This is a genomic window from Aliirhizobium wenxiniae (genome assembly GCF_019511445.1).
GTDB lineage: Bacteria > Pseudomonadota > Alphaproteobacteria > Rhizobiales > Rhizobiaceae > Neorhizobium > Neorhizobium wenxiniae_A.
This window is the reverse complement of the sequence record NZ_JAEUAN010000037.1, coordinates 1-13,153: the sequence shown is the minus strand read 5'-3', so window position 1 is coordinate 13,153 and position 13,153 is coordinate 1. Positions and strand designations below refer to the sequence as shown.

Annotated in this window: 15 protein-coding genes and 1 pseudogene; 7 read left to right on the top strand and 9 right to left on the bottom strand. The window is 60.5% G+C overall.

All coding sequences use genetic code 11. The features are described from left to right. Window positions 1-102: 102 nt before the first annotated feature. Window positions 103-1,403 (top strand): annotated as a pseudogene (gene glcF / locus JNB91_RS29070) (glycolate oxidase subunit GlcF). A 175-nt stretch (window positions 1,404-1,578) separates the two neighbouring features. On the opposite strand, the gene JNB91_RS29065 reads toward glcF, so the two are convergent. Further along, window positions 1,579-2,274 carry a L,D-transpeptidase gene (locus JNB91_RS29065; RefSeq protein WP_220328923.1) on the bottom strand — a complete coding sequence of 232 codons (696 nt, stop codon included), beginning with the start codon at window positions 2,272-2,274 and terminating at the stop codon, window positions 1,579-1,581. Window positions 2,275-2,435: 161 nt separating this feature from the next. Beyond that, window positions 2,436-3,287 carry a L,D-transpeptidase gene (locus JNB91_RS29060; RefSeq protein ID WP_220328922.1) on the bottom strand — a complete coding sequence of 284 codons (852 nt, stop codon included), beginning with the start codon at window positions 3,285-3,287 and terminating at the stop codon, window positions 2,436-2,438. A gap of 236 nt (window positions 3,288-3,523) precedes the next feature. On the opposite strand from JNB91_RS29060, the gene JNB91_RS29055 reads away from it, so the two are divergent. Continuing rightward, the gene (locus tag JNB91_RS29055; RefSeq protein ID WP_220328921.1) at window positions 3,524-4,147 is read left to right on the top strand and encodes a DNA-3-methyladenine glycosylase I; all 624 of its coding nucleotides are present in this window, start codon (window positions 3,524-3,526) and stop codon (window positions 4,145-4,147) included. Window positions 4,148-4,150: 3 nt separating this feature from the next. Here JNB91_RS29055 and JNB91_RS29050 read toward each other — a convergent pair whose 3' ends face one another. The 6 genes from JNB91_RS29050 to relB form a co-directional block, all read right to left on the bottom strand. Next, window positions 4,151-4,861 (bottom strand): HAD family hydrolase, encoded by a 711-nt coding sequence (locus JNB91_RS29050; protein WP_220328920.1) that lies wholly within the window; start codon window positions 4,859-4,861, stop codon window positions 4,151-4,153. Window positions 4,862-4,946: 85 nt separating this feature from the next. Continuing rightward, the gene (gene copM / locus JNB91_RS29045; protein WP_430736378.1) at window positions 4,947-5,246 is read right to left on the bottom strand and encodes a CopM family metallochaperone; all 300 of its coding nucleotides are present in this window, start codon (window positions 5,244-5,246) and stop codon (window positions 4,947-4,949) included. 156 nt (window positions 5,247-5,402) lie between these two features. Then, window positions 5,403-5,786 carry a hypothetical protein gene (locus JNB91_RS29040; RefSeq protein WP_220328918.1) on the bottom strand — a complete coding sequence of 128 codons (384 nt, stop codon included), beginning with the start codon at window positions 5,784-5,786 and terminating at the stop codon, window positions 5,403-5,405. Window positions 5,787-5,946: 160 nt separating this feature from the next. Beyond that, the gene (locus JNB91_RS29035) at window positions 5,947-6,699 is read right to left on the bottom strand and encodes a hypothetical protein (RefSeq protein ID WP_220328917.1); all 753 of its coding nucleotides are present in this window, start codon (window positions 6,697-6,699) and stop codon (window positions 5,947-5,949) included. A 3-nt stretch (window positions 6,700-6,702) separates the two neighbouring features. Beyond that, window positions 6,703-6,972 (bottom strand): type II toxin-antitoxin system RelE family toxin, encoded by a 270-nt coding sequence (locus JNB91_RS29030; RefSeq protein ID WP_220328916.1) that lies wholly within the window; start codon window positions 6,970-6,972, stop codon window positions 6,703-6,705. Beyond that, window positions 6,956-7,183, bottom strand: coding sequence for a type II toxin-antitoxin system RelB family antitoxin (gene relB, locus JNB91_RS29025; RefSeq protein WP_220328915.1), 228 nt, complete (start codon window positions 7,181-7,183; stop codon window positions 6,956-6,958). The genes JNB91_RS29030 and relB overlap by 17 nt, the downstream gene beginning before the upstream one ends. 162 nt (window positions 7,184-7,345) lie before the next feature. Between relB and hisS the strand changes: the two genes are divergently transcribed. The 4 genes from hisS (at window position 7,346) to JNB91_RS29005 (ending at window position 11,509) form a co-directional block, all read left to right on the top strand. After that, window positions 7,346-8,866, top strand: a complete 1,521-nt coding sequence (gene hisS / locus JNB91_RS29020) for a histidine--tRNA ligase (RefSeq protein WP_220328914.1) — start codon at window positions 7,346-7,348, stop codon at window positions 8,864-8,866. A gap of 222 nt (window positions 8,867-9,088) precedes the next feature. Further along, window positions 9,089-10,198, top strand: a complete 1,110-nt coding sequence (locus JNB91_RS29015) for an ATP phosphoribosyltransferase regulatory subunit (protein ID WP_220328913.1) — start codon at window positions 9,089-9,091, stop codon at window positions 10,196-10,198. Further along, window positions 10,198-10,896 carry an ATP phosphoribosyltransferase gene (hisG, locus tag JNB91_RS29010; RefSeq protein WP_220328912.1) on the top strand — a complete coding sequence of 233 codons (699 nt, stop codon included), beginning with the start codon at window positions 10,198-10,200 and terminating at the stop codon, window positions 10,894-10,896. Before JNB91_RS29015 ends, hisG begins: the two co-directional genes overlap by 1 nt. A gap of 4 nt (window positions 10,897-10,900) precedes the next feature. After that, entirely contained in the window at window positions 10,901-11,509 is a 609-nt protein-coding gene (locus JNB91_RS29005; RefSeq protein WP_220328911.1) for a class I SAM-dependent DNA methyltransferase, read from the top strand. 78 nt (window positions 11,510-11,587) lie between these two features. Here the strand turns inward: JNB91_RS29005 and JNB91_RS29000 are convergent, their stop codons facing one another. Then, window positions 11,588-12,034 carry a DoxX family protein gene (locus JNB91_RS29000; RefSeq protein ID WP_220328910.1) on the bottom strand — a complete coding sequence of 149 codons (447 nt, stop codon included), beginning with the start codon at window positions 12,032-12,034 and terminating at the stop codon, window positions 11,588-11,590. Between the two features lie 635 nt (window positions 12,035-12,669). On the opposite strand from JNB91_RS29000, the gene JNB91_RS28995 reads away from it, so the two are divergent. Further along, window positions 12,670-12,990 (top strand): hypothetical protein, encoded by a 321-nt coding sequence (locus tag JNB91_RS28995; RefSeq protein ID WP_220328909.1) that lies wholly within the window; start codon window positions 12,670-12,672, stop codon window positions 12,988-12,990. Window positions 12,991-13,153: the final 163 nt, after the last annotated feature.

Genomic DNA, 13,153 nt, shown 5'->3' with positions numbered 1-13,153 from the left:
CAAAGCGGTGCGCCCAGCTGATCTCCCCACCCGTGGGGGAGATGCCCGGCAGGGCAGAGGGGGGCTTGGTCCCGCAAACTCGACGCTGCGGAAGGCCGCCTGATGCAAACCTCCTTCACCCCCGAACAACTCGAAGACCCACATGTCGCCGAATCCGAAAAAATTCTCCGCCGCTGCGTCCATTGCGGTTTCTGCACCGCCACCTGTCCCACCTATGTCACTTTAGGCAACGAACTCGACAGCCCGCGCGGACGCATCTACCTGATCAAGGACATGCTGGAAAATGGAAGGGCGGCGGATGAGGAAGTCGTCACCCATATCGACCGCTGTCTCTCCTGCCTGTCCTGTGTCTCCACCTGTCCCTCCGGCGTCGACTACATGCATCTGGTCGACCATGCCCGCGTCCATATCGAAAACACCTACAAGCGCCCGCTGATCGACCGGCTCATCCGCAGCCTGCTCGCGGCCATTCTTCCCTATCCATCCCGTTTCCGCACGGCCCTGACGCTGGCGAAATTCGGCCGCCCCTTCGCGCCTCTGTTGAAACGGGTCAAGTCGTTGAAGCCGCTCGCCGCCATGCTCGATCTCGCACCGTCATCATTGCCGGCGCCGTCTGCGGCGGTGCTGCGCGGTGCCCAGCCGGTGCGGGGTATCAGGCGCGGCCGGGTGGCGATCCTCTCGGGCTGTGCGCAAAGCGTTCTCGATCCCGGCATCAATCAGGCGACGACCCGTCTGCTTGCCCGCTTCGGCATCGAGGTCGTGATGCCGGAAGGAGAAGGCTGTTGTGGTGCACTGGTCCATCACATGGGACGCGAAGCCGAGGCGCTCGATTTCGCCCGTCAAAACGTCGATGTCTGGACCCGCGAGATCGAGAGAAAAGGCCTCGACGCGATCATCATCACCGCATCCGGCTGCGGCACCACGATCAAGGATTACGGCCACATGCTGCGGCTGGATCCGGCCTATGCCGAAAAAGCGGCGAGGGTATCGGGTCTGGCCAAGGACATCACCGAGTATCTGGCGACACTCGACCTGCCGCGACAGGAGCCGAAACGCCTCAATGTCGCCTATCACTCCGCTGTTCAATGCAGCACGGCCAAAAGATCGCCATGGCCCCTAAACTATTGCTGAAGAACGCCGGCTTCACCGTTCGCGATCCGGCCGAAGGCCATCTCTGTTGCGGTTCCGCCGGCACCTACAACATTCTCCAGCCGGAAATTTCTGCCGAGCTGAAGGCTCGCAAGGTGAGAAACATCGAGGCGACCAAACCGGATGTCATCGCCACCGGCAATATCGGCTGCATGACCCAGATCGGCTCGGGCACGGCGATCCCGGTGATCCATACGGTGGAATTGCTGGACTGGGCCTATGGTGGTGAGAAGCCGGGGAAGTTGAAGGGCTGAAAGGCTGAAAGGCTGAAAGGGCGGGAAAACTCCCCGGTCGTCATGCTCGTCCTCGGGTTAAACCCGAGGATGTCCCGAGCATCTGCCGACGCCCAATCTCTCTCGACGTGGTTAGATCCTCGGGACAAGCCCGAGGATGACGAATGAAAGCCGAAGCTTCCCCATACGGTAAAGGTCAACCGCCGAAAATCGTGCGGAAGATATCGATGCCGCGGTCCTTGAAGGCGACGTCGCCGGGTTTGGAGCCGGGGCCGATGACGACGACCTTGGTGCCGACGGGTGCGCGGGCATAAAGATGCTCGACATCCTTGTTCATCATCCGGATGCAGCCGGAAGACAGGTTGAGGCCGATTGACCAGGGCTGGTTGGTGCCGTGGATGCGGAAGATCGTGTCGCGGCCGCCCTTGTAGAGATAGAGCGCGCGGGCGCCGAGCGGATTATCCTTGCCGCCCGGCATGACGACGGGAAGCTTGATGCCGCGGCGGGCTTCGCGGGCGCGCATTTCCGCCGGCGGCGTCCATGTCGGCCATTCCGCCTTGCGGCCGACCTTCACCTCGCCCGACCAGCCGAACCCTTCGCGACCGACACCGATGCCGTAACGCGTCGCGCGGTTCTTGCCCTCGACGTAATAGAGAAACTTGTTGTTGGTATCGACGATGACCGTGCCCGGTGCTTCATTGGTGGTGAAGCGCACGCTGCGGCGCTGGTATTTTGCCGGCACTTCGCGGCTACGATTTTTCGGTGCGACGTCGCTCGCCGTCGTTTGAGCCCCTGATTGGGATTGTGCACTGGCGGTCTCGACCGGTGCCGTGGTGGCGATGGCTGCAAACATCATGCCGACCGCGGCCAGCAGCAATTTATGCGATTTCATCCTTACCCCTCTGCGGATCTGATCTTGAAGCCGGGGCAAAATGTCCCGGCTGAAGCTTCAGGGCAACCCAGAGATGGAAAAATGTGACCATGCAGCGAATGATAAAAGGGCCGGATCGTGTCGATCCGGCCACATCATGTCCTGTGATGGGCGCAAAAAGCCTAGATCACGATAACCCGGGTGCCGACCTCGACCAGCCCGTAAAGGTCGGTCACGTCCTCGTTGCGCATGCGGATGCAGCCGGACGATACGGCGCTGCCGATCGTCCAGGGCGCATTCGTCCCGTGGATGCGGTAAAGCGTCGAACCGAGATACATGGCGCGCGCGCCGAGCGGGTTTTCCGGTCCGCCATCCATGCGCGCCGGCAGGTAATGGCCCTTGGCCGCCTCGCGGGCGATCATTTCCTTCGGCGGCACCCAGCTCGGCCATTCCGCCTTGCGGGTCACCTTGTGCTCGCCCGCCCATTCGAAGCCAGGCTTGCCGACGCCGACGCCGTAACGCTTCGCCTGGCCGCCTTCCATGACGAGATAGAGGAAACGGTTATTGGTATCGATGACGATCGTGCCGGGCTTGTGCGGCGTGTCATAGGCCACCATCTGCGGCAGGAATTGCGGCTCGAGCTGGCTGCGGATCACCCGGTTGGGCCGCACGGCCGCCTGCTGCACCTGGCTGTTGTCGCTGAAGATGCCGCGGCGCACCACCGGCGTCCGCGCCGGCTGCCGGGCATCGGCCTGACGCGAGACACCCGGGCGGTTCGGCGCTGCCGGGTAATAGTTGCGCTGGCCGTTCACCACGGCCTGCGGCCGCATCTGCCGCTGTGGCTGCTGGTAGACCTGACGCTGTTGCACCTGCCTCTGGCGTGTCTGCGGCTGCGCACCGAGCTGCATCAGCCAGGGAGCGGCAAGATCGGGGCTGACCACGACCGGAGGCCGCTCGCGATAACGGTCGTCTGCCAGTGCAGATGTTGAGGCAAGGGCGGCAAGCCCCAGCGCAAGAAGAAATCTCGCCTTCATGGTCGGATCCACTCGTTACAATCACCGAAAGGCGGTACCCCCGCCAGATACCGGGATGGTGAACGCAAGCTCAAAGCGAATGGTAAACGGGTGGCGCGTTTCATGCGTCAAATCGGATATAGCTTTCGGCAAGGTTACCCGCCGGTTTCAGGACATGGTTGCCTGAAACTGAAACCGGCGATACTGCCGTTAACGATTGGAACGTCGAGAGTAAAAGCATGGTCTGGGAGAAGGAAATGGCGGGCATCATTACCGGCGAGGATGGCAAGGGACGCTGCTTCTGGCATGGCGGGCTGGAAGATTACCGCCGTTACCACGACGAGGAATGGGGCCGCCCTGTCACCGACGATATCCGCCTTTTCGAAAAGATCTGCCTCGAAGGCTTTCAGTCCGGCCTCTCCTGGCTGACGATCCTGCGCAAGCGCGAGAATTTTCGCGCCGCCTTTGCCGGTTTCGATTTTCACAAGGTGGCGGAATTCGGTGATGCGGATATCGAGCGGCTGGTGGCGGATGCCGGCATCATCCGCCATCGCGGCAAGATCGCCTCGACCATCAACAATGCGCGCCGCGCCATCGAGCTGCAGCAGGAATTCGGCTCGCTTGCCAAATTCTTCTGGAGTTTCGAACCCGGTGCCGACCAGCGCCCTGCGGTGCGTGATCTCGAAACGCTGCGGGCCAACCCCACCACGCCTGTTTCCGTCGCACTGTCGAAAAACCTGAAGAAGCGCGGCTGGACCTTTGTCGGTCCCACCACGATCTATGCCTTCATGCAGGCCATGGGCATGGTCAACGACCATATTGACGGCTGCTTCTGCCAGAGCGAGGTTGACGAGATGCGGCTGCGTTTTAAGCGACCTTGAGCCCTAATCCGATGCCGAGGTAATACCGTTCAGCACGCCGTGCAGCTCGCCCAGATGTTCGATCTGGCGGAAACGCGGCGCATCGCTCGGCGCGTCCACATGTTCCAGAATCCAGGTCAGCGCGTGGGGGATGAAGACGCCGTAAGCGCCGGCCGCAATCGCCGGCACGATGTCGGATTTCAGTGAATTGCCCACCATCATTGCCCGTTCCGGCCCTTCCGCCACCTTGTGAAAAATGCGGCGATAGGTGGTGGCGTTCTTGTCGGACACGATCTCCACCGCATCGAAATAATCGCCAAGCCCCGATTGCGCCAGCTTTCGCTCCTGGTCGAACAGGTCTCCCTTGGTGATCAGCACCAGAAGATAGTGCCCGTTCAGCGCTTGCAGCGTTTCCTCCACATGCGGCATGCACTCGACGGGATGGCGTAAAAGATCGCGGCCGATCTCGAGGATCTTGGTGATCGTCTCGGTCGGCACCTTGCCCTCGGTAATCTCGACGGCAGTCTCGATCATCGACAGCGTAAAACCCTTGATGCCGAACCCGTAATATTCGAGATTTCGCTTTTCGGCCTCGAGCAGTTTGGCGGAAATATCCGCCCCCTCGGCAAAATCGCCGAGCAGTGTCTGAAAATGCTCTTCCGTCAGCCGGTAATATTGCTCGTTCTGCCAGAGCGTATCGTCGGCATCAAAGCCGATAGCGGTAATCGGGCGCATATCCTCTGCCTCCGGCTCTATCATATGGAGGAAGATGGACGCCGGGCAAGCGGCAAACCCGCCCGGCGCCTGTTCGTTCAGACTGTTATTTGCCGTGTTCTTTCAACCAGGCCTGCATGTCGGCGATTTCCTGCTCCTGCGCCTTGATGATGGCTTCCGCCAGCTTGCGCTGGGTCGGGTCCTTGCCGTGTTCCAGCTCGACCTTTGCCATGTCGATCGCGCCCTGGTGATGGGCGATCATGCCGCGGGTGAAATCGACATCCGCATCGCCGGAAAATTCGATCGCCATGCCGTCGTGCATTTTCGCATTGGCGGCTTTGAAAGCCTTGGTCGAGGCGCTGTCATCACCCTTGTGATGCTCGGCATGCCCCATCTCGCCATTCATCTTCATGCTGGATTGGCTGCAGGTCGTCTCGGCGGCTGCAGCAAACGAGGTTGCGGAAATGAGAGCGATTGCCGCTGCTGCAAGAACTGTGGTCTTGGACATGAGTTATCCTTCCGTGTCCTGGAATTTCGTTTTTCAGTCAGATGACGAAAACGATCAGGCGCGGGGAGGGGGCGTCAGTGGTGCGGGGCCGGAAACGACAAACGACGGGCCAGTTTCCGGTGCCGGGTAACGGTGGATGAAACGGCCGATATCGGCAAAATCGACATCCGGCAGCACGACGAGGCATGCCGAGCAGAAGGGTGCAACGCAGATCTTGCTGCCGTGAGGGCAGGGTTGCTGCCCATGGCCATCACCTTGGCTGCAAGCTGTTTTCGCAGTGCCCCCGGCATGTTGCGCATGATCGTGCATCGCCATGCCGGAACCGGACATCGCAGTCTGGCCCGGCATCTCATGCGGTATGGATGGCATCGCCACGGCCGGCATTGCCCCGTAAAGGAGCCATGCGGCAAACATCATCATGGCGGCGAACTGTTTCATTGCAAAGATTCTAAGCTTCGGGCGTCGGAAATCAAGCGAAGCGGGATCACGTCGCGCTGATCAAGGAAACAGTGTCGAGGAGGTAAGGCCGTTTTGCGGCGGCGATCTGCGACATAAGCGACGCGCGATGGCTATGTTCGGCCGACCACCTGACTGGCTGTCAAACCGCAATCACCCGATGCACTGCCTGCCGATCCCGCCCGATTTCTCCGAACGGCGCGACCGGCCAGTCCCAGCTCTGTTTTGCCTGAGGCACCGGCACGCCGCAGAGAAGGTCATCGGCCTCGATCACCTCGCCCTGCCGATCGGTCACGTCATAGCGGATATCCGTCAGCAGCGCCGTCTTGCAGGGCAGTTGGTCAAGCCCGTCGAGATGGGCGCGGATGAGTTGCGAAATGATCGCATCCGGATTTTCATGGCCGGAGCGCTCAAGCACCCGCCGGCAACCGACGCCGATCTGCGAGACGATATTGGCCGAGATGACGAGATCGAGATAAGGCACTTGCCGCAGGAACGAAAGCGGCTCGGGTGTCTTTCCGCACAGCGCATCTGAAAGTCCGGAAAGATCCCGCGAGATCAGCCGAATGTTGGATAGTCGTTTCGTCCTGATCCAAGTCCGCACACTGGCGAGATGCACGAGATCGACCAGCACCACCGTATCAAAAGCTTTCGACAATTCGACGATCGGCACATCGCGCAACAGACCTGAGCCGAGCACGACTGCGGTGCGCCTCTGTTTCATCGGCGCGATCGTCCCGCGGATGAAGGCATGGCAGTTCTCTTCATGCGCGCTCCACGCTTTCGCACATCGCCCCGCCCGGCCCCAGAGGCCAAGGGAGGAGCGGATGAACGGACGAAATTCGCGCGGCGTGACCAGGGTGGTCGCGGCATATTGGATGGCTTCGAGGATCATGAATTAGCGATATGCCTGCTTGCGATGGTCAAGCTCAACCACCAGAATGACCAGTCGGTAATCCTGAATATCACAGATTATACGATAATCGCCGACCCTGTAGCGCCAGAATTTTCCGAACCGTGACCCCTGCATCGCCTGACCGGTTTGTCGAGGGTTTTCGAGTTTCACTAATCGCTCGTGAAGAAACGAATGAATACGTTTCTGGATTTGAGGATCAAGTTTTTCAACTTGCTTGCGGACGAGCTTATCGTATTCAATCGACCAGACCACGCCAGAATTCCTCGCTGCTGATCACCTCGGATTCACCGCGCTGAATTCTCTGCATTGCCTCCTCGGCCAGCCGCAAATCTTCCATGTCTTCGAGGAGCTGCTCGACAGCCTCGGTGACATAGTCGGAAGGATCCTTTCCTGTCCGTTCCGCAAGAGCTTCGAGCCGTTCGATTGTCTCGTCAGGCAGATTGATGGCAGCGTGCTTTCCCACGACAAGTTCCTTTGTGGCCGCAACCACACTTCAATATCACCTTGCGCCTAACTGTTCCAGTCGTCGGCCTTAAGCCGCCCTTGCCGCTCCGGCCTTCATCCTCTAAGAAACCGCTCGTATTTTCGGCCTTTCCCAAAGGCCACAAAGCAATGGATATCGATCATGAGCGACAAGCAGAAGAAGCCCCAGAAACTCAAGGCCCGCCTGCCGCGCGGTTTTGTCGACCGCTCGGCTGCCGATATCCATGCCACCAACGCGATGACAGCGGAAATCCGTAAAGTCTATGAACGTTACGGTTTCGATCCGGTGGAGACGCCGCTGTTCGAATATACCGATGCGCTGGGCAAGTTCCTGCCGGATAGTGATCGCCCCAACGAAGGCGTCTTCTCGCTGCAGGACGATGACGACCAGTGGATGTCGCTGCGTTACGATCTGACGGCGCCGCTTGCCCGCCATGTCGCGGAAAATTTCAACGAGATCCAGCTGCCGTTCCGCACCTATCGTGCCGGCTATGTGTTCCGCAACGAAAAGCCGGGTCCGGGCCGCTTCCGCCAGTTCATGCAGTTCGATGCCGATACGGTCGGCGCACCGGGTGTACAGGCCGATGCCGAAATGTGCATGATGATGGCCGACACGATGGAAGCGCTGGGCATCAAGCGCGGCGACTATGTGATCCGGGTGAACAACCGCAAGGTTCTGGATGGGGTCATGGAAGCCATCGGGCTTGGCGGTGACGACAAGGCTGGGCAACGCCTCAACGTGCTGCGTGCCATCGACAAGCTCGACAAGTTCGGCACAGAAGGTGTGAAGCTGCTGCTCGGCGAAGGCCGCAAGGACGAGAGCGGTGACTTCACCAAGGGTGCGGGGCTGAATGCGGAACAGATCGAAAAGGTCTTGTTCTTCGTCGGCATCAAGGATTACGCGACAAGCGCAGCTCAACTGGCCGAACTCGTGGCCGGCACCGCCAACGGTGGCGAAGGCGTCGATGAACTGAATACGATTGGCGCGCTGGCCACCAGTGCAGGCTACGGCCCGGACCGCATCAAGATCGACCCGTCTGTCGTGCGCGGCCTCGAATATTACACCGGCCCGGTTTTCGAAGCCGAACTGACCTTCGACGTCACCAACGAAAAGGGCGAAAAGGTCGTCTTCGGGTCTGTCGGCGGTGGTGGCCGTTATGATGGTCTGGTGTCGCGCTTCATGGGCCAGCCGGTTCCGGCCACTGGTTTTTCCATCGGCGTGTCGCGCCTGATGACGGCGCTGAAAAACCTCGGCAAGCTGGGGCAGGATGAGGTTGTCGCTCCTGTTCTCGTCACCGTCATGGATGGCGATGTCGAAAGCATGGGTCGTTACCAGCGGTTTACGCAGGCGCTTCGCGCCGAAGGCATTCGCGCCGAAATGTATCAGGGCAACTGGAAAAAGTTCGGCAACCAGCTGAAATATGCTGACCGGCGTGGTTGCCCCATCGCCATCATTCAGGGCGGTGACGAGCGCGAAACGGGCGTCGTGCAGATCAAGGACCTGATTGAGGGCAAGCGCCTTTCCGGCGAGATCGAGGACAATGCGTCCTGGCGCGAGGCGCGTGTGGCGCAGGAAACGGTTGCCGAGGCTGATCTTGTTGCCAAGGTGAAGGACATTCTCGCGGCTCAGGCGGAAGATCGCAGGCGGGCGAAGGATGTCTGAGTTGGGTGTTTCAGCGGGGGGCTACCCCCCTCTGTCCTGCCGGACATCTCCCCCACAAGGGGGGAGATCGGCTGGGCGCCAAAGCCTCGCTTCAAATCTGACGTTGCCTGTATCGCAGCCTTACCAATGGAGTGGCCAGCTCGCCTCCTTCGATCTCCCTCCCTGTGGGGGAGATGCCCGGCAGGGCAGAGGGGGGTATGGTTGCACTCCGGGAGCCCTCCAATGCCTCTGATCAACATGCCCGAATTCTCAGGCACTCTGCTCGATGAATTCGCCGCCCGTGGCACGGCGCGTATCGACACGCCGGTCATCCAGCCGGCCGCACCGTTTCTCGACATGGCGGGCGAAGACCTGCGCCGTCGTATTTTCCTCACCGAAAGCGAGACGGGCGAGAGCCTGTGTCTGCGGCCGGAATTCACCATTCCTGTCTGCCTGCGCCATATCGAAAACGCCACTGGCACGCCGCGGCGGTATTGCTATCTCGGCGAAGTGTTTCGCCAGCGCCGCGAGGGTGACAACGAGTTCTATCAGGCGGGTATCGAGGATCTGGGGGAGACCGCAACGGCCAATGCCGATGCGCGTGCCGTGAATGATGCGATGCAGATCCTGCACAACCTCATTCCCGGCCGCAAGCTGAACGTCACGCTGGGCGATCAGGCTGTGTTCGAGGCAGTCGTTCGGGCGCTCGGGCTGCCGGGCGGATGGCAGAAGCGGCTGATCCAGTCATTTGGCAACAATGCGCATCTGCGGCACCTGTTGATGACGCTGGCGAGCCCGCAGGCCGAAACGGGCCTGTCGCCGGAGCTTGCCGCCCTTTTGAATCAGGATGAGGCGGCGCTGATCGCCCATATCGACCGGACCATGCAGGAAACCGGCTATTCCACCAATGCCAGCCGCTCGCCGCGCGAGATCGCGGCCCGGCTTAAGGAAAAGCAGTCGCTGGCGCAAACGAGGCTGGATGGCTCGGCGCTTGTGCTTTTGACCGAGTTTCTGTCGCTGGAACTGCCGTTGTCGCAGGCTCCGGCAGCGCTTGCCGGTTTTGCCGATGCGGCAGGGCTTGCCATGGGAGCGGCCCTCGTCGCCTTCGAGGCGCGCGCCGCAGCGCTTGCCGATCTCGGGGTCGATCTCGACAAGGTCACCTATCGTGCCGCCTTCGGGCGACCGCTCGATTATTATACCGGCCTCGTCTTCGAAGTCAGCCGTGACAATGCGGTGCTTGCCGGTGGCGGTCGTTTCGACCGGCTGATGACGCTGCTCGGCGCAGCTGAAGATATTCCGGCCGTGGGCTTTTCGCTTTGGCTCGACCGGATCGAACAGGCGAGGGCGCGCTGATGTCTACGATTACCATCGCTCTCCCCTCCAAAGGCCGCATGAAGGAAGACGCGTCTGCGATTTTCGAGCGCGCCGGCCTTCCCATCGTTGCCGTCGGTAACGAGCGCTCCTATCGCGGCAAGGTCGAAGGCCATGACGATATCGAGATCGCCTTCCTCTCGGCCTCCGAGATTGCCCGCGAGATCGGCGCAGGCACCGTCGATTTCGGCGTGACCGGAGAAGACCTGATCCGCGAAGGCCTGATCGATGCCGACGCCAAGATGGAAGTTGCCGCCCGTCTCGGTTTCGGCCATGCGGATGTCGTTGTCGCCGTGCCGGAAATCTGGCTGGATGTCGATACGATGGCCGATCTCGGTGACGTTGCCGCCGATTTTCGCTCGCGCCATGGCCGCCGCCTGCAGATCGCGACAAAATACTGGCGGCTGACGCAGCAGCATTTTTCGGGAAGCCACGGCATCCAGCTTTATCGCATCGTCGAAAGCCTTGGGGCGACCGAAGGCGCACCGGCTGCGGGACAGGCGGATATCATCGTCGACATCACCTCGACCGGCTCGACGCTGAAGGCCAATAACCTGAAGATCCTGTCGGATGGCGTGATCCTGAAATCTGAGGCCTGCCTCGTTCGCGCCCGCAAGGCCGAACATGAGGGTGATGCCCGTATTGCTGCCATCGTCGAGGCGGTCCGCAAGGCCGTGTGATAAAATGTCGGGCGCGGATGCCAATATCATCGGTCTTTATGAGCGGCACGCGCTGGCCTTTGACAAGGTGCGCGGCCGCAACCTGTTCGAACGGCCGTGGCTCGATCATTTCACCGCGCTGATGCCCAAGCCCGGCCATGTGCTGGATCTCGGCTGCGGCGCGGCCGAGCCGATGGCCGCGCATCTGATCGGCCGCGGTTTTCATGTCACCGGTGTCGATACGTCGAAAACGCTGATCGGGCTGGCGCGTCAGCGGTTTCCGGGCATGGCCTGGTATGAAGCCGACATGCGGCAGTTTTATATTCCGACCAAGTTTTCCGGCATTCTCGCCTGGCACAGCTTCTTCCATCTGAATGCCGATGACCAGCGGGCGATGTTTCCGCGCTTCGGGGCGCTTGCCGGGCCGGGTGCGGTGCTGATGTTTACCAGCGGCCATTTCGAAGGCGAGGCGATGGGTGAGTTCGGCGGCGAGCCGCTGTACCATGCCAGCCTGGCAAAAGCCGAATATGAAGCGCTGCTGGCGAAGAACGGTTTTCAGGTCGTTGCCCAGATATCGCAGGATCCCGCCTGCGGCGGCGCGACCGTCTGGCTGGCGAAGAATATCCGCCGCTGATTCATCCTGTGTTTTGCCAATAAAAAACCCGCCGGATGTTGGTCCGGCGGGAGTGTCTTGGCAGGGATTTGATAAGTGTTAGGCCGCAATTGCGACGGAACCGCGGCGGGCGTCGATGGAATATGCACCCGGGCCGAAGGTTGCGAGCAGGATATAGGCGCCTGCCAGCGTAAAGTTCTTCATCAGCATGATGCCGTTGAGCGCATTGATCCAGCCGAGAGCCGGGTCAGGCCAGCCGGGAACTGCAACGGTGCCCGAGTGGAAGACAGCGCCGGTGAAGATGCAGAAGAGCGCGAGCGCCCAGCCAACGATCTTCGTCTGAAAGCCGACAAGAACGGCAAGGCCGGTGACGAATTCGAACAGGCCGGCGAGATAGGCGAGAGCCGTTGCAGCGGGCAGCCCTGCGCCGGTGATCATGCCGGCAGTACCTGCCGGGTCGGTCAACTTGCCGAAGCCGGAATAGATGAAGATGAAGGAAAGGAGGATACGCGCGATCAGGATCACGGTGTTCTGAGAGCTGGACATTAAAGTCTCCGGAAGTTTGCTGCGCGGGGTGCCGCTGGCAGCCGTTAAATTCTCTGGGACCTATGTGTCATGTTTACCTGCAGTTCGAAAGATGAACGGAAGTAGACGAAACGTTCCATAATAGTGAACAGTGCAGGCCTGTTTCTACCTCGCGATGGAGAGACCGCGCAATTGCGGGAATGGGATTGGTAGGGAATGCGGCGTTGCAATTGCGCGGCCCTGGCATATCCGGTCCATGCTCTGCCTTTTTCCCTTGGTGGTCTTCCTTTCCGTTGGGAGTAAGTGGCTCTCGAACATGCCTTGCCTGTCGCGGATGCGAAACGCGACACGCTGTTATGCCAGCTTCCACCTGCCTGCGAAGGTCTCGCGAAACACTCCGGTGGCGAAAGCCATGTCATTATGTGATCGCCTTGGGCGGTGGGGATGGTTGAGGGGGATTTTGGCGCCAAGGCTCTGATTTTGTTGGCACAGTTCCTCAATTTCATCCCCCGTATCACGGCCTTGTTGAAAAAATGTGATCTATTTCGTTCCACTTCATTGCCGTTTGTGAATGAAACCTTCAGGCCCCATTCACCGTTATGTCGCCAACCTCGCCTCGCTCTGAAAGCGAGTATGAGCGTCAAAAGGAGTAAGGCATGAAGAAGATCATCATCAGCGCACTGGCCCTCGTCATGGCTGCAACGGTTCCGGTCGTGTCACAGGCACAGACCTTTCGCAGCGAGGCGCGTGAGAACCGTCAGGAACACCGGATCTACCGGGGAGCGGTACGCGGTGAACTGACACGCAAGGAAATGCGCCAGATCCAGCGCCAGCAGCATCGGATCGACCGCGCCCAGTCGCGCGCAGCCCGCGATGGCTATGTGACGCGCCGCGAGCGCCAGAAGATCGAAAGCATGCAGGATCGTGCTTCGCGCAATATCTATCGCAAGACCCATAATGGCCGTTACGTCTACTAAGTAGCCGGAAGCGCGCGATCCCTGTAGCGGATATGCAGGGATCGCGCGGCGGCGTTTTCGTTACTCAGAACTCTTCCCAGTTATCCCCGGAAGCGCTTGGAGCAAGCCCCAGTCCCGCGGCAAGCTTGCCTGCCAGCGACCGCGCCGGGGAGGGGGCCGGGGA

Coding starts and splice junctions, on each gene's coding strand:
- JNB91_RS29035 (WP_220328917.1), bottom strand. CDS start 6,699: ATGATCCTCGAAGCCATCCAATATGCCGCGACCACCCTGGTCACGCCG.
- JNB91_RS29015 (WP_220328913.1), top strand. CDS start 9,089: ATGCCTCTGATCAACATGCCCGAATTCTCAGGCACTCTGCTCGATGAA.
- copM (WP_430736378.1), bottom strand. CDS start 5,246: ATGAATGGCGAGATGGGGCATGCCGAGCATCACAAGGGTGATGACAGC.
- JNB91_RS29005 (WP_220328911.1), top strand. CDS start 10,901: ATGTCGGGCGCGGATGCCAATATCATCGGTCTTTATGAGCGGCACGCG.
- JNB91_RS29065 (WP_220328923.1), bottom strand. CDS start 2,274: ATGAAATCGCATAAATTGCTGCTGGCCGCGGTCGGCATGATGTTTGCA.
- JNB91_RS29055 (WP_220328921.1), top strand. CDS start 3,524: ATGGCGGGCATCATTACCGGCGAGGATGGCAAGGGACGCTGCTTCTGG.
- JNB91_RS29000 (WP_220328910.1), bottom strand. CDS start 12,034: ATGTCCAGCTCTCAGAACACCGTGATCCTGATCGCGCGTATCCTCCTT.
- JNB91_RS29040 (WP_220328918.1), bottom strand. CDS start 5,786: ATGAAACAGTTCGCCGCCATGATGATGTTTGCCGCATGGCTCCTTTAC.
- JNB91_RS29050 (WP_220328920.1), bottom strand. CDS start 4,861: ATGCGCCCGATTACCGCTATCGGCTTTGATGCCGACGATACGCTCTGG.
- hisS (WP_220328914.1), top strand. CDS start 7,346: ATGAGCGACAAGCAGAAGAAGCCCCAGAAACTCAAGGCCCGCCTGCCG.
- JNB91_RS29060 (WP_220328922.1), bottom strand. CDS start 3,287: ATGAAGGCGAGATTTCTTCTTGCGCTGGGGCTTGCCGCCCTTGCCTCA.
- JNB91_RS28995 (WP_220328909.1), top strand. CDS start 12,670: ATGAAGAAGATCATCATCAGCGCACTGGCCCTCGTCATGGCTGCAACG.
- hisG (WP_220328912.1), top strand. CDS start 10,198: ATGTCTACGATTACCATCGCTCTCCCCTCCAAAGGCCGCATGAAGGAA.